Origin of the sequence: Streptomyces recifensis, from assembly GCF_002154615.1 — a bacterium.
Taxonomy (GTDB): domain Bacteria; phylum Actinomycetota; class Actinomycetes; order Streptomycetales; family Streptomycetaceae; genus Streptomyces; species Streptomyces griseoluteus.
The window spans coordinates 1-20,329 of sequence record NZ_MUNH01000054.1 but is presented as its reverse complement, the minus strand read 5'-3'; the positions used below and the strand labels follow the sequence as shown (position 1 = coordinate 20,329).

21 protein-coding genes and 1 tRNA gene are annotated in these 20,329 nt (G+C 71.7%); 11 read left to right on the top strand and 11 right to left on the bottom strand.

The features are described from left to right. The coding region (locus CCN33_RS03635) for an MFS transporter (RefSeq protein ID WP_086691020.1) at positions 1 to 1,484 on the bottom strand (1,484 nt) is incomplete at its 3' end. Between the two features lie 114 nt (positions 1,485 to 1,598). After that, positions 1,599 to 2,945 (bottom strand): DUF445 domain-containing protein, encoded by a 1,347-nt coding sequence (locus CCN33_RS03630; protein WP_086691018.1) that lies wholly within the window; start codon positions 2,943 to 2,945, stop codon positions 1,599 to 1,601. 206 nt (positions 2,946 to 3,151) lie between these two features. Here CCN33_RS03630 and CCN33_RS03625 point away from each other — a divergent pair, with 206 nt between their 5' ends. Continuing rightward, positions 3,152 to 4,483, top strand: a complete 1,332-nt coding sequence (locus CCN33_RS03625) for an SGNH/GDSL hydrolase family protein (protein WP_086691016.1) — start codon at positions 3,152 to 3,154, stop codon at positions 4,481 to 4,483. Positions 4,484 to 4,526: 43 nt separating this feature from the next. Next, positions 4,527 to 5,129, top strand: coding sequence for an RdgB/HAM1 family non-canonical purine NTP pyrophosphatase (rdgB, locus tag CCN33_RS03620; protein WP_086691014.1), 603 nt, complete (start codon positions 4,527 to 4,529; stop codon positions 5,127 to 5,129). A gap of 4 nt (positions 5,130 to 5,133) precedes the next feature. Here rdgB and CCN33_RS03615 read toward each other — a convergent pair. Further along, positions 5,134 to 5,220 (bottom strand) — tRNA-Leu (locus CCN33_RS03615). Positions 5,221 to 5,259: 39 nt separating this feature from the next. Next, positions 5,260 to 5,727, bottom strand: a complete 468-nt coding sequence (gene bcp, locus CCN33_RS03610) for a thioredoxin-dependent thiol peroxidase (RefSeq protein ID WP_086691012.1) — start codon at positions 5,725 to 5,727, stop codon at positions 5,260 to 5,262. A 93-nt stretch (positions 5,728 to 5,820) separates the two neighbouring features. Here bcp and CCN33_RS03605 point away from each other — a divergent pair, with 93 nt between their 5' ends. Both CCN33_RS03605 and CCN33_RS03600 read left to right on the top strand, forming a co-directional pair. Then, complete coding sequence (locus CCN33_RS03605) at positions 5,821 to 6,162, top strand: DUF3618 domain-containing protein (RefSeq protein ID WP_086691010.1); 342 nt, start codon at positions 5,821 to 5,823, stop codon at positions 6,160 to 6,162. Positions 6,163 to 6,311: 149 nt separating this feature from the next. After that, positions 6,312 to 6,614, top strand: a complete 303-nt coding sequence (locus CCN33_RS03600; protein ID WP_381096507.1) for a co-chaperone GroES — start codon at positions 6,312 to 6,314, stop codon at positions 6,612 to 6,614. Positions 6,615 to 6,701: 87 nt separating this feature from the next. On the opposite strand, the gene CCN33_RS03595 is transcribed toward CCN33_RS03600, so the two are convergent. Continuing rightward, on the bottom strand, positions 6,702 to 9,158 hold the full coding sequence (locus CCN33_RS03595; protein ID WP_425275824.1) for a transglycosylase domain-containing protein: 2,457 nt from the start codon (positions 9,156 to 9,158) through the stop codon (positions 6,702 to 6,704). Between the two features lie 391 nt (positions 9,159 to 9,549). Here CCN33_RS03595 and CCN33_RS32720 point away from each other — a divergent pair, with 391 nt between their 5' ends. The 5 genes from CCN33_RS32720 (at position 9,550) to CCN33_RS03575 (ending at position 13,384) form a co-directional block, all read left to right on the top strand. Next, entirely contained in the window at positions 9,550 to 9,780 is a 231-nt protein-coding gene (locus tag CCN33_RS32720) for a hypothetical protein (protein WP_244173600.1), read from the top strand. A gap of 257 nt (positions 9,781 to 10,037) precedes the next feature. After that, a complete protein-coding gene (locus CCN33_RS03590) occupies positions 10,038 to 10,838 on the top strand; it encodes an ABC transporter permease (protein ID WP_086691003.1) in 801 nt (266 codons plus the stop codon). Positions 10,839 to 10,887: 49 nt separating this feature from the next. Then, entirely contained in the window at positions 10,888 to 11,652 is a 765-nt protein-coding gene (locus CCN33_RS03585; protein ID WP_086691024.1) for an ABC-2 family transporter protein, read from the top strand. 4 nt (positions 11,653 to 11,656) lie between these two features. Beyond that, positions 11,657 to 12,628: an ABC transporter ATP-binding protein gene (locus CCN33_RS03580; RefSeq protein ID WP_107483891.1), complete on the top strand. Its 972-nt coding sequence runs from the start codon at positions 11,657 to 11,659 to the stop codon at positions 12,626 to 12,628. Between the two features lie 9 nt (positions 12,629 to 12,637). Next, complete coding sequence (locus CCN33_RS03575; protein WP_086690999.1) at positions 12,638 to 13,384, top strand: DUF1707 SHOCT-like domain-containing protein; 747 nt, start codon at positions 12,638 to 12,640, stop codon at positions 13,382 to 13,384. Positions 13,385 to 13,392: 8 nt separating this feature from the next. Here CCN33_RS03575 and CCN33_RS03570 read toward each other — a convergent pair whose 3' ends face one another. From CCN33_RS03570 to CCN33_RS03560, 3 genes are all read right to left on the bottom strand, one after another. After that, positions 13,393 to 13,788 (bottom strand): prefoldin domain-containing protein, encoded by a 396-nt coding sequence (locus CCN33_RS03570; RefSeq protein ID WP_086690997.1) that lies wholly within the window; start codon positions 13,786 to 13,788, stop codon positions 13,393 to 13,395. A gap of 137 nt (positions 13,789 to 13,925) precedes the next feature. Beyond that, on the bottom strand, positions 13,926 to 14,663 hold the full coding sequence (gene rph, locus CCN33_RS03565) for a ribonuclease PH (RefSeq protein ID WP_086690994.1): 738 nt from the start codon (positions 14,661 to 14,663) through the stop codon (positions 13,926 to 13,928). A gap of 89 nt (positions 14,664 to 14,752) precedes the next feature. Continuing rightward, positions 14,753 to 14,986 carry a PTS sugar transporter subunit IIB gene (locus tag CCN33_RS03560; RefSeq protein WP_086690991.1) on the bottom strand — a complete coding sequence of 78 codons (234 nt, stop codon included), beginning with the start codon at positions 14,984 to 14,986 and terminating at the stop codon, positions 14,753 to 14,755. 260 nt (positions 14,987 to 15,246) lie between these two features. Between CCN33_RS03560 and CCN33_RS03555 the strand changes: the two genes are divergently transcribed. Next, positions 15,247 to 16,512 carry a PTS transporter subunit EIIC gene (locus tag CCN33_RS03555; protein ID WP_086690989.1) on the top strand — a complete coding sequence of 422 codons (1,266 nt, stop codon included), beginning with the start codon at positions 15,247 to 15,249 and terminating at the stop codon, positions 16,510 to 16,512. Positions 16,513 to 16,580: 68 nt separating this feature from the next. Here the strand turns inward: CCN33_RS03555 and CCN33_RS03550 are convergent, their stop codons facing one another. Then, positions 16,581 to 17,333 carry an MBL fold metallo-hydrolase gene (locus tag CCN33_RS03550; protein WP_086690987.1) on the bottom strand — a complete coding sequence of 251 codons (753 nt, stop codon included), beginning with the start codon at positions 17,331 to 17,333 and terminating at the stop codon, positions 16,581 to 16,583. A 216-nt stretch (positions 17,334 to 17,549) separates the two neighbouring features. Between CCN33_RS03550 and CCN33_RS03545 the strand changes: the two genes are divergently transcribed. Further along, entirely contained in the window at positions 17,550 to 18,029 is a 480-nt protein-coding gene (locus CCN33_RS03545; protein ID WP_086690985.1) for a type II toxin-antitoxin system PemK/MazF family toxin, read from the top strand. Between the two features lie 77 nt (positions 18,030 to 18,106). Here the strand turns inward: CCN33_RS03545 and CCN33_RS03540 are convergent, their stop codons facing one another. Together CCN33_RS03540 and CCN33_RS03535 are read right to left on the bottom strand one after the other, a co-directional pair. Next, positions 18,107 to 18,550 (bottom strand): hypothetical protein, encoded by a 444-nt coding sequence (locus CCN33_RS03540; protein ID WP_086691022.1) that lies wholly within the window; start codon positions 18,548 to 18,550, stop codon positions 18,107 to 18,109. 141 nt (positions 18,551 to 18,691) lie between these two features. Further along, positions 18,692 to 20,329: S53 family peptidase (locus CCN33_RS03535; protein WP_086690983.1), on the bottom strand; the 1,638-nt coding region annotated here is incomplete at its 5' end.

The window sequence follows — 20,329 nt, the reverse complement described above, 5'->3', positions numbered from 1 at the left end:
CCCTTCTCCCCCGCCCCCGAGGGCGAGGTGGACGACAGGGGCGTGGCCACGTCCTCCAGTGACCGGCCCTCCGCCCGTACCGCCAGTACCGCCGCCACCAGCCCCGCCACGCACATCAGGGACGCGCCGATCTGGAAGGCGAGGACCGTGTCCCCCACCTTGCCGGTGCCCGTGAGGTCCGCGAAGAGCAGCGGGCCGCTGATGCCGCCCGCCGCGGTGCCCAGGGCGTAGAAGAAGGCGATCGACATCGCGCGGGTCTCCATCGGGAAGATCTCCGAGACCGTCAGATACGCGCTCGACGCGCCCGCGGAGGCGAAGAAGAGGACCGCGCACCAGCAGGCCGTCAGGGTGGTGGCGCTCAGCGAACCCCGGTCGAAGAGCCAGGCCGTGGCGAACAGCAGGACCCCGGACAGCAGATAGGTCGACGAGATCATCACCCGCCGCCCCACCGTGTCGAACAGCTTGCCCAGCAGCAGGGGGCCGAAGAAGTTGCCGACCGCGATGACCGCGAAGTAGTAGCCCGTCCGGTCGGCCGGGACGTCGAAGAAGCGGGTGAGGATGGCGCCGAAGCCGAAGGTGATGGCGTTGTAGAGGAACGCCTGGCCGATGAAGAGGGAGAAGCCGAGCACCGCGCGCCGGCGGTAGCGGCCGAAGACGGTCCGGGCGATCTCCAGGAAGGTGACGCTGCCGCGCCGGTGGATTTCCAGCCGGCCCTCGGGCGCGGGGAGCGGCTCACCCGTCTGCTCCTCGATCTTCCGCTCGATCCCGGAGACGATCTCCTCCGCCTCCTGGTCCCGTCCGTGGATCAGCAGCCAGCGCGGACTCTCCGGTACGTGCCGCCGTACCAGCAGGATGACCAGGGCCAGCACCGCGCCGAGGGCGAAGGTCAGCCGCCAGCCGATGTTCTCCGGCAGGAAGGCGGTGTCCAGCGCCAGGATGGACAGCAGGGAGCCGCCCACCGCGCCCAGCCAGAAGCTGCCGTTGATCATCAGGTCGACCCGGCCCCGATAGGCGGCCGGAATCAGCTCGTCGATCGCGGAGTTGATGGCCGCGTACTCCCCGCCGATACCGAAGCCGGTCAGGAAACGGAACAGGAAGAACCACCACGCCTCGGTCGACAGCGAGGTCAGCGCGGTCGCCGCGAGATACACGGCCAGTGTGATCATGAACAGCTTGCGGCGCCCGAAATGGTCCGTCAGGCGCCCCCAGAACAGGGCGCCGACACACGCACCGGCCACGTACAGCGCGGCCGCGGTGCCGGTGACCTGACCGGAGCTGATGGACAGCCCGCTGCCGGGCTCGGAGAGCCGGCCCGCGATGTTGCCGACGACCGTGACCTCCAGGCCGTCCAGAATCCACACCGTGCCCAGCCCGACCACGATCGTCCAGTGCCAGCGGGACCAGGGCAGGCGGTCCAGCCGGGCCGGGATGTCGGTGGTGGTCGAACCGCCCGCTCTCGACGGCGTCCCTGCTCCCGTGCTCATCGGCACCCCTCGCTCATCGGCACCCCTTCTTCGTCGAAGGACGAGTTACGGGTGCCCGCGCCGCGCGGGATCAGACCGGCCCGTCCGGCAGGCTCACCCCGCCGGACGAGCCGTTCAGCCGCCCAGCGCCCGCGACACGGTGTAGATCACCAGCCCGGCCAGCGAACCCACCACCGTGCCGTTGATCCGGATGAACTGGAGGTCGCGCCCGATGTGCGCCTCGATCTTGCGGGTGGTGTGCTCCGCGTCCCAGCCCGCCACCGTCTCGGTGATCAGGGAGGTGATCTCCCTGCGGTAGGTCGTCACCACGTGCACGGCCGCGCCCTCGATCCAGCGGTCGACCTTGCCCTGCATCTTCGGCTCCGTCGCCAGCCGTCGTCCCAGCGAGAGCAGCCCGGCCCGCACCCGCAGACGCAGCTCGCTCTGCTCGTCCTCCGCCGCCGCGACGATCATCGACCGTACGGCGGTCCAGGCGGACGCGATCAGGTCCTGCACCTCGTCCCGCGCCAGCACATCGCTCTTCAGCCGCTCCACCCGCGCCCGTGTCTCGGTGTCGGACTGGAGGTCGGAGGCGAAGTCGGTGAGGAAGCGGTCCAGTGCGGCCCGCGCCGGGTGCGAGGGCATCTCCTGCATCTCGGTGACGAAGCGCAGCAGTTCCTTGTAGACGCGGTCGCCGACCTTGCGGTCCACGAAGCGCGGTGTCCAGCCGGGCGCACCGCCCTCGATGGCCACCATCACGTCGTCCCGGTGCCGCTCCAGCCACTCGTGGGCACGGCCCACCACCAGGTCGACCACGCGCCGGTGGCCGCCGTCGGCCACGATCCGGTCCAGCAGCTTGCCCACGGCCGGACCGATCTCCCGCGCGTCGGCCCGCCGGGTGATCGCCTCCCCCACCACCGCCTGCACGTCCGAGTCGCGCAGCACGGTCAGCGCGCCGCGCAGCGCGGTGGCCAGCTCGGCGGTGACCCGGTCGGCGTTCGCCGGCTCGGCCAGCCAGTCACCGAGCCGGCTGCCGATGCCGACGGCGGCGAGCCGCTGCCGTACGACGTCCTCCGAGAGGAAGTTCTCCCCCACGAACTCGCCCAGGGAGACGCCGAGCTGGTCCTTCTTGGTAGGGATGATCGCGGTGTGCGGGATGGGCAGGCCCAGCGGGTGCCGGAACAGCGCGGTGACCGCGAACCAGTCCGCGAGCGCGCCGACCATCCCGGCCTCGGCGGCCGCCGCCACATAGCCCGTCCAGGGTCCCGCCCCCGCGTGCCCCGCCCAGGTGGCCAGGGCGTAGACGACGGCGACGAACAGCAGCAGTCCGGCGGCCGTGAGCTTCATGCGCCGTACGCCGCGCTGCCGCTCCTGGTCGGCCGCCGTGAAGGCGGTCATGGTCCGGTACGAACCGGCCCGTCCGGCAGCCGTCGGCCGGGGGGTGCGTCCCGGCTGTGCCTCTTCCGTTTGCGCGCGTTCCATCTCGCTCCGCCCGATCGGTGATCCCGCACACACATTGTCCCTTCCCGCCGTCCCGCGGAACGGACGGGAAGCTCCCGGCGTCAGAGTGGAAGGGGGTCGGGGCAGGTCCCGTGGACCGGGGTGCCCGTCAACTCCGTTCCCCCATATGCCGCATCATGGTGTATTGATCGTCCGGCTTCCCGTCTCCCGAGGAGAACAACGCCAGCGTGACCAAGCGCCACGGTTATGCCCTGCTCAGTGCGTTCGTCGCACTCGTCGTCGCCCTTTCCGTCACCGTCCTCATCAGGTCGGCGGCCGGCGACAGCGCCTCGGGGTCCTCGGCCACGGGCCGGCGCCCCCACGGCTCGTCCGCCGCACCCGCCTCCGCGGGCACCTGGGTCGGTTCCTGGGCCGCCTCGCCCGTCGGTGCCGAGCCCGGCACCGAGGCCACCGGCCTGGCGGGCCGCTCGGTGCGCAACGTCGTGCACGCGAACACCGGCGGTACGAGCGCCCGCGTCACCCTCTCCAACCTGTACGGGCAGGCGCCCCTGACCATCACTCACGCCTCGGTGGCCCTCTCGGCGGGCCGGGGCACCGCCGCCGCCCGTGCGGAAACGATGCGCCGCCTGACGTTCGACGGCGCCTACGCCGTCACCATCCCGGCCGGCGGCCAGGCCGTCAGCGACGCGGTGCGGATCGTCGTACCGCACGACCAGGACGTCCTGGTCACCACGTACTCCCCCACGCCCTCCGGGCCGGTCACCATCCACCCGCACGCGCGGCAGATCTCGTTCGTGGCGCCCGGTGACCGCACCGAGGAGGCGACGGGCATCCCGTACACCGGGCGGAGCGCGTACTGGCGCTACCTGACCGCGCTGGACGTGCTCAGCAACGAGGCGGACGGCACGGTCGTGGCGTTCGGCGACTCCATAACCGACGGCATCACCTCCACCATGGGCGAGAACCGCCGCTGGCCCGACGTGCTGGCCTCGCGGCTGCGCTCGGCCGCGGCGAGCGGGGCGGACGTGCCGCGCTACTCCGTCGTCAACGAGGGCATCACCGGCAACCAGGTACTGGCCGACGGCCTGGGCCGGCCCGCCGAGAACCCGAGCGGACTGTCCCGCTTCGGCCGCGACGCGCTGTCCCGGCCCAACGTCAAGGTCGTCGTCATCGACCTCGGCATCAACGACGTCACGCACTCCCGCTCGGCCGCCGACGGCAAGAAGATCACCGACGGGCTGCGCGCCCTGGTCCGGCAGGCGCACGCGCGCGGTCTGAAGGTCGTCGGCGCCACCCTGACCCCCTTCGGCGGCCACCGGACCTGGAACCCGGCCCTGGATCGGATGCGCCGGCAGGTCAACGCGGAGATCCGGGCCGGCGGGGTGTACGACGCGGTGGTCGACTTCGACCTGGCCCTGAAGGACCCCCGCGACCCGCAGCGGATGCTCCCCAAGTACGACTCCGGCGACCACCTGCACCCCAGCGACCTCGGTTTCCGCACCATGGCCGAGACCCTGAACCTGTCGCTCCTTAAGGGCGCCGGACAGGCGGAGCTGTAGCCCCTGGCGGGGAGGCGGAAGGGGGCCGGGGATACTGGCCCCCATGACCCGCTTGATCCTCGCCACCCGTAACGCCGGAAAGATCACCGAACTGAGGGCCATCCTGGCCGACGCAGGGCTGCCGCACGAGCTGATCGGTGCCGACGCCTTCCCCGAGATCCCGGACGTCAGGGAAACCGGCGTCACCTTCGCGGAGAACGCCCTGCTGAAGGCGCACGCGCTGGCCCGGGCGACCGGGCTTCCGGCTGTCGCCGACGACTCCGGGCTCTGCGTCGACGTGCTGAACGGCGCCCCCGGCATCTTCTCCGCCCGCTGGGCCGGCCGGCACGGCGACGACACCGCCAACCTCGACCTGCTGCTCGCCCAGCTCTCCGACATCGCGGACGAGCACCGGGGCGCCCACTTCGCCTGCGCGGCCGCGCTGGCGCTGCCGGACGGCACCGAGCGGGTGGTGGAGGGGCAGCTCCGCGGCACCCTGCGGCAGGCCCCGGCGGGTACGGGCGGCTTCGGCTACGACCCGATCCTCCAGCCGGAGGGCGAGAGCCGTACCTGCGCGGAGCTGAGCGCGGACGAGAAGAACGCCATCAGCCATCGCGGGAAGGCGTTCCGGGCCCTGGTCCCGGTGGTGCGGGAGCTGCTGGGCTGAATTCTGGTGCGGCCGGAGGGACTCGAACCCTCACGGGAGTTACCCCACTGGGACCTAAACCCAGCGTGACTGCCAATTCCACCACGGCCGCCTGCTGCTGCCCGGCCATGCTAGCGGCCGGGCGGCGGCCTCAGATGCCCAGATCCTTGATGATCTTCGCCACGTGGCCGGTGGCCTTGACGTTGTACAGCGCGCGCTCCACCTTGCCGTCCTCGTCCACGACGACCGTGGAGCGGATGACACCGGTGACGGTCTTGCCGTACAGCTTCTTCTCGCCGAAGGCGCCGTATGCCTCCAGCACCCTCTTCTCCGGGTCGGCGAGCAGGGTGACCTTCAGGTCCTCCTGCTCACGGAACTTCGCCAGCTTCTCCGGCTTGTCGGGCGAGATGCCGATGACGTCGTACCCGGCACCGGCCAGCAGGGCGAGGTTGTCGGTGAAGTCGCACGCCTGCTTGGTGCAGCCCGGGGTAAGCGCCGCGGGGTAGAAGTAGACGATGGTCTTGCGGCCCTTGTGGTCCGACAGGGACACCTCGTTCCCGTCGGCGTCGGGCAGGGTGAAGGCGGGGGCAACGTCCCCGGGCTCAAGTCGCTCGCTCATCGGGCCAGCCTAACCGGGTGCCCCTGCCGTGCGGTGTGGCGTGGAGCTGACAGACTGTTCGGAACAGCATCAGGAGATTTCGGAGGCCGTACGGTGGCGGAGACGTCGGACACCAGAACACCGGCGCAGATCGAGGCGGACATCGAGCGCCGTCGCGCTGTGCTGGCCGAGACACTCGACGAGATCGGGGTGCGGGTGCACCCGAAGACGATCGTCGGGGATGCCAAGGCGAAGGCCGTCGCCGGCGTCGACCGTGTCTTCGGACGGGCGTACGTGCAGGTCAACCGAGTGATGACCGAGGTGCGCGACCAGTTCGTGGACGACGACGGCGCGCCCCGCATGGAACGCGTCGTGCCCGCCGTGCTCATCGCCGCCGGGACGGTCGGACTGATCGTCGCCGGGTCGCGCAAGCGCAGGCACCGCCGCCGGCGCTAGTACGGACGATTCCTGCGACCGGGTCGCCGCGGCGGAGAGCCGTGGCGACCCGGAGGCGTGTCCGCGCCGCCCGGGCAGGTAGGTTCGAGGACGTGAGCGCCAACAGAGACGAGCAGAGCACCCCCCAGCACGACAAGCTGCCCATCCGGATGCTGCACGACCGGGTCCTCGTGCGGCAGGAGACCGGTGAGGGCGAGCGCCGTTCGGGCGGCGGCATCCTGATCCCCGCGACCGCGGCGGTCGGGCGCCGGCTGGCCTGGGCCTCGGTCGTCGCGGTCGGGCAGAACGTCCGGACCGTGGAGCCCGGTGACCGGGTCCTGTTCGACCCGGAGGACCTGGCCCAGGTCGAGGTCCGGGGCGTGGCGTACGTGTTGATGCGGGAGCGGGACCTGCACGCGGTGGCCGCGGACCGGTTCGAGGGGTCGGAGGACTCCACCGGGCTGTACCTCTGAGCCGACGGCCCTCCCCGAGCCGCCGGGAGAACGTGAGAAGGGGCTGACGACCGTGGTCGTCAGCCCCTTCTCGTCGTCGGTGCGGCGTTACTGGCGCCGGGCCGTCTGCGGTGCGACGAAGCCGCCGGGCAGGCCGGTCGTGCCCTGGTCGGCGCCCCCGCCCGTGCCGCCCGTACCGGGCTGGCCGCCGCCGGGGCCGCCACCGGTGGCACCCCCGTCGGCGGGCCCGCCGGTGGTGGTGGCCGGACCGCCGCCGGCGCCGCCGCCGGTGGTGTCACCGCCGCCCGTGGTGGTCGGGTCGACCGGGGTGGTGCCCTGGCTCGGGGTGCCGGTGGCGCCGTTGCCCTGGCCGCCGTCGGTGGGCGTGGTGCCCTGGCTCGGGGTGCCGGTGGTGCCGCCGTTGTCCTGGCCCGCGTGGGTGCCGGGGGAGGTGGAGGGCCGGGTGCTGGGCGCGACCACGTCGGCGCCGGGCTGGAGCTCCAGGTCGAAGCTCGCGGCGGGCTTGCCGCGCAGCGCGTCCCGCGTGTACTGCGCCCAGATCTCGGTGGGCGGACCGCCACCGTTCATCCGGGCCACACCGAGGGCGCCGTACAGCGGGACGTGCTTGGCGGTCACCGGGTCCTGGCCCATCACGGAGACCACCGTGGCCAGGTCGGGGGTGTAGCCCGCGAACCAGGCGGCCGTGTCCTCCTCGGCGGTGCCGGTCTTGCCCGCGGCCGGACGGCCGGCGGCCTGCGCGGCCGTGGCGGTGCCGCCCTCGACCACGCTCTTCAGCACCGAGGTGGTGGTGTCGGCGGCCTCGCGGGTGACGACCTGCTTGGTCTGGCGGCCGGGCAGCTCGACCGGGACGTTGTCCTTGCTGATCTTCTCGATGATCGTGTACGTGCCGTGCCGGCCGTGGTTGGCCAGGGTGGCGTACGCCTCGGTCATCTCCAGCACGCTGGCGTTGGCGGTGCCGAGCGCGATGGACGGCGACGGGTAGAGGTCGGGGGTGTCGGCCGGGATGCCCAGGTCGATCGCCGTCTCCTTGACCTTGTCACCGGTGACGTCGGCGGCCATCTGCGCGTACACCGCGTTGACGGACAGGTCGGTGGCCTTGCGGACGGTGATCTGGCCGTACGACTTCTGGTCCTCGTTCTCCGGGTTGTACCGGCCGCCGGACCAGCCCTGCACCAGGCGCTTGTTGGTGCCGTCGTAGTACGTGTTGGGCGTGATGCGCTGGCCGTCCTGCGTGCTGGAGGAGTTCTGCACGGCCGAGGTGAACACGAACGGCTTGAAGGTGGAGCCGACCTGGTAGTCGCCCCGGGTCGCGCCGTTGGTGTACTGCTTCACGTAGTCGATGCCGCCGTACATGGCGACGATCTTGCCGGTCTTCGGGTCGATCGAGGCGCCACCCGCGCGGACGTAGGTGTCGGCCTTGCGGTTCTTCTTGTCCAGCTTGGAGATGAGCTGGTCGTCGACGGCCTTGACGAAGGCGTCCTGCTTGGGCCTCTGGATGGTGGTCGTGATCCGGTAACCACCCCTGGTCAGCTGGTCCTTGGTGAGGATGTCGTGGCCGACCAGGTACTGCTTGACGGCCTCGACCAGATAGCCGCGCTGGCCGGACATGCCGGTGGAGACGGTCTGCTCCTTCGGCATCGGGAACTTCATCCCGGTGCGGTCGGACTGGTTCAGCCAGCCCTTGGCGACCATGCCGTCCAGCACGTAGTTCCAGCGGGCGAGCGCGGCCGGCTTGTTCTCGGGGTGCGCGACGACGTCGTACTCGCTGGGGGCGTTCACCAGCGCGGCGAGGTAGGCGGCGCGGGCCGGGTCGAGGTCGATCGCGTCGCGGCCGTAGTACGCCTGGGCGGCCGCCTGGATGCCGTAGGCGTTGCGGCCGAAGTAGCTGGTGTTGAGGTAGCCCTCGAGGATCTCGTTCTTCGACTTCTCCCGGTCCAGCTTGATCGAGATGAAGAACTCCTTGGCCTTGCGGGTGACCGTCTGCTCCTGGGCCAGGTAGTAGTTCTTCACGTACTGCTGGGTGATGGTGGAGCCGGACTGCTTGCCCTTGCCGAGGGCGGTGTTCCAGCCCGCGCGGAGCATCGCCTTGGGGTCGACGGCGGACTCGGTGTAGAAGTCGCGGTCCTCGGCGGCCAGGATGGCGTGCTGGGCGGGCTTGGCGATCTGGGAGAGGCCCACGTTCTCGCGGTTGACCTCGCCGTCGCGGGCGAGCTGGGAGCCGTCGGCGTACAGGTAGACGGTGGCCTGCTTGGTGGCCAGGGCGTTGGCGGCCGGGATCTGGACCATCGAGTAGCCGAGGAACAGCAGCCCGATGATCACGAGCACGCCCAGCACGAAGGTGCCGAGCACCATCCGCCAGGTGGGGAAGATCCGCCGCCAGCCGGTGCGCTTGGGACGCCTGGGCTTCTTGCCGCCGCCGTCGCCGGTACCGCCGCCGCCCTCGCCGCCGTCGCTGCCGTTCCCGCTCGCCCGGGGGGTCGCGGTGGACTCGGACGGGGTGCGGGGCAGGACACTGGTGGCTCCGGCCGCGGCGGCCGGGGCCACGGGAGCGGCGGGAGCCTTGGGCGCGCCGGCGCCGGGCTCGTTGGTGTTGCCGGACCGGGGCGCGTTGACCCGGCGGAGCACCTGGGTGCTCTCGGCGGGCGGCGGCCCGTCGGCCTTGACGCGCCGGAGCACCTGGGTACTCTCGGGCGCCTGCTGCGGCTCGGCACCGCCGGGACGCGGCTTCCCGGACCCGGCGGGGGCGCTCACCCGGCGCAGCACCTGGGTGCTCTCGGCGGCGGGCGGCTCGGCAGCCGGGCTCTTGGCCGCCGGAGTCTTGGCCGACGGGGTCTTCTGCGCCGGGGCCTCCTTGGCGCCGGACTGCGCGGGCACGGCAGGCGCGCCCTTGGTGGCACCGCCGGCCTCCTTCGCCGCCGAAGCGCTCGGAGCACCCTTGGCACCCTCGTCCGGCTTCTCCGCCCCGGCCTTCCCGCCCGTGGCCGGAGAGGCCGTGGCCGGAGATCCCGTCGCCGAAGATCCCGTCGGCCGGGGGGCGTTCGGGGTCGCGGAGTCGCGCGCGGGGGCGCTCTCCGGCTTCGGGGCGGTCTCCGCCGGCGTGCGGTCGGCCGGACTCTTCGCCGGTTTCGCCTGCGGTTCCGCTGCTGCGGGCCCCTCAGCCGGCTGAGGTTCTTCCGGCCCCCCGCCCTCGTTCGGCTGCTGCGGCTGCGGCTCGTCGCTCATGTCGTGCACGGACTCCTGTTTCGTCGTACGTTCCCGTACGCCTCGTACGCCTTCTGCGCCCCCTGGTTGAAGACTCTCGCACCTGGTGAACCGTTCCCGGATTCCGGCACGCTTCGGTCACGGAAAACGCGTGGCCGTTCGCGGGGGCCGGGGCTAGGCTCCTGCGCTTCGGTGTCGAGCAGTCCGAGGAGGTGGACCGGCGTGGGCGCTGGACGGTTGTACGCGGCCGTCGCGGCAGGGGGATTCAGACGGTACGCGACCTACCGCACGGCCACGGCGGCAGGGGTGTTCACCAATACCGTCTTCGGTCTGATCCTCGTCTGCACCTACCGTGCCCTGTGGGACGCCCGCCCGCACTTGGGCGGATATGACCAGGCGCAGGCCGTGACCTACGTATGGCTCGGACAGGCCCTGCTCTCCACGCTGGCGATCGGCGGCGGGGGCGCCGAGGAAGAGTTGATGGAGCGCATCCGTACGGGTGACGTGGCGGTGGACCTGTACCGGCCGGCCGACCTCCAACTGTGGTGGCTCGCCGCCGACCTGGGCCGGTCCTGTTTCCAGCTGCTCGGGCGGGGGGTGCTGCCCTTCCTCATCGGCATGCTCTGCTTCCCCGCCTACGTGCCCTCGGACGCCGGCACCTGGCTGGCGCTGCTGGTCACGCTGGCCCTGGCGATGCTGGTCGGCTTCGGTATCCGGTACCTGCTGGCGCTGAGCACCTTCTGGCTGCTGGACGGCTCGGGGGTCTCCCGCATCGCCTGGCTCGTCGGGCACTTCTGCTCGGGGATGCTGCTCCCGCTGAACGTCTTCCCGGGCACGCTCGGCGAGGTCGTCCGGGCGCTGCCCTGGTCCGCGCTGCTCCAGGCCCCGGCGGACGTGCTGCTGGGCCGGGCGGACCCGCTGGGCGTCTGGCTGTTCCAGGCCGGGTGGGCGGTGGTGCTGCTGGGCGCGGGGCGCCTCCTCCAGTCGGCGGCGACCCGGCGGGTGGTGGTCCAGGGTGGCTGAGTACGGCCGGGTCCGCGAGGGGGTGCGGGCGTACGGGCTGATCGCCGGGATGTGGGTGCGCTCCACGATGGCGTACCGGGCGTCGTTCGTGATGACCACGTTCGGCAACTTCGCGGCGACCTTCCTGGACTTCGTCGCGATCATGCTGATGTTCTCCCGCGTGGACTCCCTGGCGGGCTGGTCGCTGCCGGAGGTGGCGTTCCTGTACGGGCTGTCGTCGGTGGCGTTCGGCATGGCGGACCTGCTGATCGGGTCGATGGACCGGCTGGGGCGCCGGGTGCGGGACGGCACGCTGGACACCCTGCTGGTGCGTCCGGCGCCGGTGCTGGCGCAGGTCGCGGCGGACCGGTTCGCGCTCCGGCGGCTGGGCCGGGTGACGCAGGGGGCGCTGGTGCTGGGCTGGTCGCTGAGCCGGCTGGAGGTGGCCTGGACGCCGCTGAAGCTGCTGCTGATGCCGGTGATGGTGGCGGGCGGCTGCGGGATCTTCTGCGCGGTGTTCGTGGCGGGCGCCGCCTTCCAGTTCCTCGCGCAGGACGCCTCGGAGGTGCAGAACGCCTTCACCTACGGCGGTACGACGCTGCTCCAGTACCCGCCCGCGGTCTTCACCGAGGAGCTGGTGCGCGGGGTGACCTTCGTGCTGCCGCTGGCCTTCGTCAACTGGGTGCCCGCCGCCTATGTGCTGGGGCGCCCGTATCCGCTGGGGCTGCCGGGGTGGACGGCGTTCGCCTCCCCGCTGGTGGCCCTGGCCTGCTGTGCGCTCGCCGGGCCGGCCTGGCGGGCGGGACTGCGTTCGTACCGGAGCACGGGGAGCTGAACTGATGGCGGACGGCGAGGGGTTCATCGCGCTGGAGAAGGTCGGCAAGGTCTTCGAGGTGCGCAAGAAGACGGGGTTCCTCAAGCGGGAGCGGCGTGAGGTGCGGGCGGTGGACTCGATCTCGTTCACCGTGGCGCGCGGTGAGATGGTCGGCTACATCGGGCCGAACGGCGCGGGCAAGTCGACCACCATCAAGATGCTGACCGGCATCCTCACCCCGACCTCGGGCCGGCTGCGGGTCGCCGGGATCGACCCCTCGCGGGAGCGGACCCGGCTGGCGTCCCGGATCGGTGTGGTGTTCGGACAGCGGACGACCCTGTGGTGGGACCTGCCGCTGACCGACTCCTACCGCCTGGCGCACCGTATGTACCGGATTCCGGACGCCCGGTACCGGGAGAATCTGGCCCGCTGCGTCGAACTGCTGGAACTGGGCGACCTGTTGGACGTGCCCGTACGCCAGCTCTCGCTCGGCCAGCGGATGCGCGGCGACATCGCGGCGGCCCTGCTGCACGACCCGGAGGTGCTGTACCTGGACGAGCCGACGATCGGCCTGGACGTCGTCTCCAAGGCGAAGGTGCGCGGCTTCCTGAAGGAGCTGAACGCCGAGCGCGGCACCACGGTCCTGCTCACCACCCACGACCTGACGGACATCGAGCAGTTGTGCTCGCGGGTGATGGTCATCGACCACGGCCGCCTGGTGTACGACGGTTCGCTGACCGGGCTGCACGCGGCCGGGGAGGGCGAGCGGACGCTGGTGGTGGACCTGGAGCGGGAGCTGCCGCCGGTCGAGGTGCCCTCGGCGCGGGTGGTGCGGGTGGAGGGACCACGCCAGTGGCTGGCGTTCCCGGCCGGGCAGTCGGCGGCGCCCCTGGTGGCCCATCTGGCGGCCGTCTACCCCCTGGTGGACCTCTCCGTCCGCGAACCCGACATCGAGGCCGTCATCGCCAAGATGTACGCGGAGAAGGCCGTCTCGTAGTCTGCTGTCATGACCGACGACGCTGCCCCGGACCGCCGTTCCCCCGGTCCCGTCCCGGACCTGCGCGCCTCGGACGCCGACCGGGAGCGGGTCGCCGAGATCCTCCGCGACGGCCTGGCCGAAGGCCGCCTGGACATGGCGGAGTTCGAGGAGCGACTGGAGTCGGCGTACCGGGCCCGCACCTACGGCGAGCTGGCCCCGCTGACCAGCGACCTCCCGGCCGCCCCGGCCGCCGCTGCCCCGGTGTCCTTCACCAAGCGGCCCGTGGACGACGGGAGTTGGGCGTCCCGGATCGTCGGCGGTGAGGGCACCTCGACCGGGGCGGTGGCGGTGCTGTCCGGGTTCCAGCGCAAGGGGCGCTGGACGATGCCGAAGAAGTTCACCTGCTTCGCCTTCATGGGCGGCGGCGAGATCGATCTGCGCGAGGCGTTCTTCGCGGACCGTGAGGTCGAGATCAGCTGCGTCGCCGTGATGGGCGGGCTGGAGGTGATCGTGCCGCCGGGGGTCGAGGTCGTGGTGCGCGGCATCGGCATCATGGGCGGCTTCGAGCACCTGGACCGGGACGAGCCCGGCGATCCGGGGGCGCCGCGCGTGATCATCAGCGGGTTCGCGTTCTGGGGCGGGGTCGGCGTGGAGCGCAAGCTCACGCGGGCCGAACGGCAACGGCTGAAGGAGCTGCGCCGCCAGGAGCGCCTGGACCGCCGCGACGCCCGGCAGGAACGCCGCCGGGGGCGCCGGGAGGACCGGGGGCGCTGAGACGCCCCCTAGGGTGTGCAGACCTTGGTGAGTTCACCGGCCGCGTCGGTGACCGGGCGCACGTCCGGGGTGCGGTCACCGTTCCTGATCGCGGTCCGGACGTGGGAGACCGCCGAATTCAGGTCGTCCACCGCCTTGTTGACGTCGGCGTCGTCCGTGCGGTCGCCGATCCGGTCGAGGTTCTGCTCTATGGAGTCCAGCGAGGCGTCGGCCTGCGTGGGATCGTTCGCGGCGTTCTCCACGGCCTGCTGGAGGTCGGTGACGCTGTCCGCGATGGAGTCGGCGGTCTGCACACAGTCCAGGGCCTTGTTCACGGCGTCGCAGCCGGTGGTGAGGCCCATGGTGAGCGCGGCGGCCGCGAGCGCGGCTATGGCGGTGGTACGGCGTCGGCGGCCGGCGGCCATGCGGTGTCCCTCCCCAGGTACGGCTGGCCGGGCGCGCGGGATCGAGCCGCGCGCCCGTACCGTCCAAGACGCCGTCCGCCGGGGCGGGGTTGCCTGGGAGAGCCCGGCTTTTTGGGGTGCCCTTTACCCGGCCGGCGCTACTCGGGCAGGGTCAGGGCGAGGGCGGCCCGCTGGAACTCGGTGAGTTCGGCGCAGCCGGCCACACCCAGGTCGAGCAGGGCGTTCAGTTCCTCGCGGGCGAAGGGCTCGGCCTCGGCGGTGCCCTGGATCTCGACGAAGCGGCCGTCGCCGGTGCAGACCACGTTCATGTCGGTCTCGGCGCGCACGTCTTCCTCGTAGCAGAGGTCGAGCAGCGGGACGCCGTCGACGATGCCGACCGAGACGGCGCCGACCGTGCCGGTGAGCGGCTGGCGGCCCGCCTTGATCAGCTTCTTGCGCTGCGCCCAGGCGACGGCGTCGGCGAGGGCGACGTAGGCGCCGGTGATGGCGGCGGTGCGGGTGCCGCCGTCGGCCTGGAGGACGTCGCAGTCCAGGACGATGGTGTTCTCGCCGAGCGCCTTGTAGTCGATGACGGCGCGCAGCGAGCGGCCGATGAGGCGGGAGATCTCGTGCGTGCGCCCGCCGATCCGGCCCCGGACCGACTCACGGTCGCCGCGGGTGTTGGTGGAGCGGGGCAGCATGGAGTACTCGGCGGTGACCCAGCCCTCACCGCTGCCCTTGCGCCAGCGGGGGACGCCTTCGGTGACACTGGCGGTGCAGAACACCTTGGTGTCGCCGAAGGAGACGAGGACGGAGCCCTCGGCGTGCTTGCTCCAGCCGCGTTCGATGGTGACGGGGCGGAGCTGTTCGGGGGTGCGGCCGTCGATGCGAGACATGCGGATGAGCCTATCGGGAGTGACGTGAGGGGCTCCTCCCCCATGGGAAGAAGCCCCTCGCGCCGGTGAGCCGCCGCTGGGCGGACGGCTCACATCATGTCTTCGATCTCCGCGGCGATCGGGTCGGCGTCGGTGCCGATGACGACCTGGATGGCGGTGCCCATCCTCACGACACCGTGCGCGCCGGCGGCCTTCAGGGCGGCCTCGTCGACGAGCGACGCGTCGTGGACCTCGGTACGCAGGCGGGTGATGCAGCCCTCGACCTCGTCGATGTTGTCGATGCCGCCGAGCCCGGCGACGATCTTCTCAGCCTTGGTGGCCATGTTCCTTCTCCCTGGTCCGAACTGGTCCGAACGAGAACCGTCCGAAGACTGGTCTACACCACCAGGGGGAACCCCACCAAACCGCCCCTCGGCCCCCACGGGCCGGGCACTCCGTGTAGCCCCACGATCGCTATTTCACGGGTTCCTTATATCCGTGCCATCGTGCTACAACAGGTCTACACCACAAGTGGTGTAGACCACAGACGCTGCCGTCCCCCTCCATGGTCCCAGGGCGGCGCCCTGCCCATCTGGAGGAAGTTGTGACCACGGCCAGCGCCGCGCCCCCGGCCGAGAAGAAGAGGGGCGCCAAGGTGATGGGCGTCCTCCAGCGGATCGGCCGCAGTCTGATGCTGCCGGTCGCGGTGCTGCCCGCCGCCGCCCTCCTGGTGCGGCTCGGCAGCAACGACATGCTGGGCGACCCCTCGTACCCGGCGTTCCTGACCAAGATCGCCTCCTTCATGGCCGCGGGCGGCAACGCGATCCTGGACAACATGGCGCTGCTGTTCGCGGTGGGCATCGCCATCGGCTTCGCCAAGAAGTCGGACGGCTCCACCGCGCTCGCCGCCGTCGTCGGTTATCTGGTCTTCAAGAACGTGCTGGCCACGTTCACCGACAAGAACCTGCCGAAGGTGGCCACCGCCGTCGACGGCAAGGTCGTCATGGTGAACGCCCCGGTGGACGCCAAGGTGCTCGGCGGTGTGGTGATGGGCATCGTGGTCGCCCTGCTCTACCAGCGCTTCTACCGCACCAAGCTGCCCGACTGGGCCGGCTTCTTCGGCGGCCGCCGTCTGGTCCCGATCCTCTCCGCGCTCGCCGGTCTGCTCATCGGCATCGTCTTCGGCTACATCTGGCCGGTGCTGGGCACGGGCCTGCACAACTTCGGCGAGTGGCTGGTCGGCTCGGGTGCCGTGGGCGCCGGCATCTTCGGTGTCGCCAACCGCGCGCTGATCCCGATCGGCATGCACCACCTGCTGAACTCGTTCCCGTGGTTCCAGGCGGGCGAGTACCACGGCAAGAGCGGCGACATCGCGCGCTTCCTCGCCGGTGACCCGACCGCGGGCCAGTTCATGACCGGCTTCTTCCCGATCATGATGTTCGGCCTCCCGGCCGCCTGCCTCGCGATCGTGCACTGCGCCCGCCCCGAGCGCCGCAAGGTCGTCGGCGGCATGATGTTCTCCCTCGCGCTGACCTCGTTCCTCACCGGCATCACCGAGCCGATCGAGTTCACCTTCATGTTCATCGCCCCGGTGCTGTACGCGATCCACGCGGTACTGACCGGTGTCTCCCTGGCGCTGACCTGGTCGCTGGGCATGCGGGACGGCTTCGGCTTCTCGGCCGGCTTGGTCGACTTCGGCCTGAACTGGGGCATCGCGTCGAACCCGTTGGGTCTCATCCTGGTCGGCCTGTGCTTCGCGGCCGTCTACTACGTGATCTTCCGCTTCGCCATCACCAAGTTCAACCTCCCCACGCCGGGCCGCGAGTCCGACGAGGAGCTGGCCGAACTCCAGAAGGCCGAGGCCAAGTAACCCGGCCGCCGTACGCGCGAAGGCCCCGGAACCTCTCCAGGTTCCGGGGCCTTCGTCGTGCGCCGGGACTACAGCTCGTACGTCATGCCGGGCGCCGCCAGCTCCACCGGCCCGGCGAAGGTCTCGCGGGCGTGGGCCAGGTTGACCTCGGGGTCGGTCCACGGCGGGATGTGGGTGAGGACCAGCATGCGGGCACCCGCGCGGGTGGCGGTCTCCCCGGCCTCGCGGCCGTTGAGGTGCAGGTCGGGGATGTTCTCCTTGCCGTGCGTGAAGGCGGCCTCGCACAGGAACAGGTCGGCGTCCCGCGCCAGGTCGTCCAGCGCCTCGCTGACCCCGGTGTCCCCGGAGTACGTCAGGGCCTTGCCCCCGTGCTCGAGCCGGATCGCGTACGCCTCGACCGGGTGCCGCACCCGCTCGGTGTGCACGGTGAAGGGGCCGATCTCGAACGTGGACGGCTTGACCGTGTGGAAGTCGAAGACCTCGCTCATGGAGGACGCGGACGGCGTGTCGGCGTACGCCGTGGTCAGCCGGTGCTCGGTGCCCTCGGGACCGTAGACCGGGATCGGCGCGCAGCGGCCGCCGTCGTGCCGGTAGTAGCGCGCCACGAAGTACGCGCACATGTCGATGCAGTGATCGGCGTGCAGATGGCTGAGGAAGATCGCGTCGAGGTCGTACAGACCGATGTGGCGCTGCAACTCCCCCAGGGCGCCGTTGCCCATGTCGAGAAGCAGCCGGAAGCCGTCGGCCTCGACGAGGTAGCTCGAACAGGCCGATTCCGCGGACGGGAACGACCCCGAGCAGCCGACGACGGTGAGCTTCATGGAGCGGAAACCTCCGTGGACAGAAGCGGGTCGGGAAGCAGCAGGGCATGGTTGTGCGGTTCGTCGAGCGTAAGGCGCGAAAGCGCGGGTCGCTCCTTCGCCAGGGGCCGTTGTGGGCGAACTCACCTGTGCTGTCACCGGTTCGGCTGGACCGGGGGCGCATGGGGATCAGCCGAGGGCGCGCGGCGGGCGGCGCGCGCCGGTAACGTCCTCCGCATGGACACGACCTGGTGGCTCGCGCTGGTGGCGGTACTCCTGCTCGCCCTGGTCGCCACGCTGGTGGACGGCTGGGGACGGGGTCACCGGCCGCGCGGGCGCCGGCTGCGGCCACCCGGCCGGCCCGCGCCGCGGCCCCGACCGCGGGACCGGGCACGGAAACTGACGGACCGTCCGCGCCCGGGCGACATCTGGTGGGCCGACGTGCCCTACGAGGACCGGCCCGAGTCCAAGGACCGGCCCTGTCTGGTGCTGTCCGTGCGCGGCGACCGGGTCACGGTCGCCAAGATCACCAGTAAGGACCACGACCGGCGCGCGGGGGTCATCCCGCTGCCGCCCGGTTCGGTGGGCGACGCCCGGGGCCGCCCCAGTTTCCTGCGCACCGACGAGGTGCGCGAGGTGCGCGTGCGGGACTTCCGGCGCCGGGTGGGCACCGTCGACCCGGCCCTGTGGGACCAGGTACGCCGCCTGACCCGCTAGGCGGAGGGACGCGGCGGTGTCCGCCGCCCTTCCGGCACCCGCCGGGGAGCGCCGGACGACCGCGCCCCTGCCGGTGGCTAGCCGATCCGCACGGTGACGCGGAACTCCTGGATGCCCTTGCAGGAGACCCCGCCCGGTGTGGTGGGCCGGGCGCACAGGGGACGGCTGGAGGTCAGCTGGACGGTGCCGGTGGCGACGGCGCGGTAGGCGGCGGTCGCGTCACCCGGCTGGAGGACGAGCCCGGCGTTGATCGCGGTCAGCGCGTGGCCGCTCGCCCTGACCGGCTGCCACGGGCGGGACGTGGTGCCGTCCAGGGTGAGCCGCAGCTCGCCGCCCCGCTTGAGGCAGACGGTCTTCCCGGCGGCGGAGGAGGTGAGCCGCGCCTGGTCCGCGCAGCCGCCCGAGCGCGAGGGAACGGCGGACGGCTTGGCCGACGCCGAGGGCGTGGACTCGCCCCCGCAGCCCGCGAGCAGCAGGAGCAGGGCCGTCGCCGCGAGGGCGCGGGACGTCGTACGGCGCATGGGGTCCGCCTCTCCGTCGGGGCCGGTACCGTTCGGCACCGCTGGTGATGTGACGTACCACCGGCGCGATCGGCTCCCGGGAAACGCGCGCGCCCCGCGCGCGGACGGCTTCCGCGCGCGGGGCGGGGGTGCTGGTGCGGTTCAGCTCGTGGTGACGGCGGTGTCGTCCACGACGAAGCTGGTCTGCTGGGAGGAGTCCTCCACGCCGCTGAACTTCACGGTGACCGTCTGGCCCGCGAAGGACGAGAGGTCGAAGGTCTTCTGCGCGTACCCGGAGGCGGCGTTGACGTTGGAGTACGTCGCCAGGGTGGTCGAACCGGCGGTCACGGTCAGCTTGTCGTAGGCGGTGCTGCCCGTCTCGGCGGTGTCGATGTGCAGGTAGAAGGTGAGGCCGGCCTTGCAGCCGGCCGGGATCGTCACCGACTGGGAGAGCGTGTCGGTGTGGCTGGAGCCGTAGCCGTCGAGCCACGCCTTGTACGAGCCGGCGTGCGCGGCCTCGCCGCTGTCGGTGTTGATGACCCCGCTGCTGGCGGTCCAGGTGGTGTTGCCGGACTCGAAGCCGGGGTTGCCGAGCAACTGCGCCGGGGTGCAGGTGCCGCCGCCTCCGCCGGAGCCGCCGGCGGTGAAGGCGGCCGTGCCGTTGGGGGTGCCCCAGCCGGTCGGGCCGTCGTAACCGGCGCGCGCGGTGCAGAAGTACGAGGTGGCGCAGGAGCCGTTGCTGCCGCTGGTCACGTCGTTGAGGTTCGCGGTGTGGCCGTAGGGGTACTGCGCCGGGTAGTCCGTGGCGCCCGGAGTGCCCGCCAGCGCGTAGACGCCGGCGATGATCGGGGCGGAGGCGCTGGTGCCGCCGTAGACCGCCCAGCCGGAGCCGCCGTAGGTGTCGTAGACGGCGACGCCGGTGGCCGGGTCGGCGACGGCGGAGACGTCGGCCTCCATCCGCTTGGCGCAGCCGGTGTCGGTCTGCCAGGCGGGCTTCGGGTCGTAGGCGGAGCAGCCGGAGCCGGTGCCCTCCGTGGAGCTGGTGTGCCAGACGGACTCGCTCCAGCCGCGGGAGTTGGACGCGGTGGTGAGCGCGGTACCGCCGACGGCGGTCACGTACTGCGAGGTCGCCGGGTACTCGGCGCCGTAGGCGGAGTCACCGGCGGAGACGGTGATGGCGACGCCCGGGTGCTTGAAGTACTGGGTGTCCTCGGTGGTCTGGGAGGACGCCTCGGAACCGCCCCAGCTGTTGGAGACGAACTTGGCGCCGAGCGAGACGGCCTCGTTCTCGGCGATGCCGAGGTCGGTGTCGTTGGCGGAGTTGGCCTCGACCAGGATGATCTTGCAGTTGGGGCAGACCGCGCTGACCATGTCGAGGTCCAGCGCCTCCTCGCCCGCCCAGCCCGTGTCGTTGGTGGGCAGCGAGGTGGTGGAGCCGGTCTGGCTGACCTGCTTGAAGCAGCCGTTGGCCTTGGTGCAGGCGGACAGGCCGTAGGTGGAGCGGTACGTGCCCAGGTCGGCCTCGGCGTTGGGGTCGTTGTAGGCGTCGACGACGGCGACCGTCATGCCGGAGCCGCCGGTGGAGGGCAGGCTGTAGGCGCTGTGCAGGTTGGCCGGGGAGAGGCCGGAGGGGGTGGCGGCGGCGACCGCGGAGGCGAGCCGCTGCTTGATGTCGGTGCGGCGCTGGGCGAAGCAGGAGGCCTGGCCGGGGTGGGCGGTGGCGCACAGACGGGTGGTGGGGACCTTCTGGCCGGCCTTGCCCGTGGGGTGGAAGGTCTGCCGGTCCGGGTCGGTCAGCGC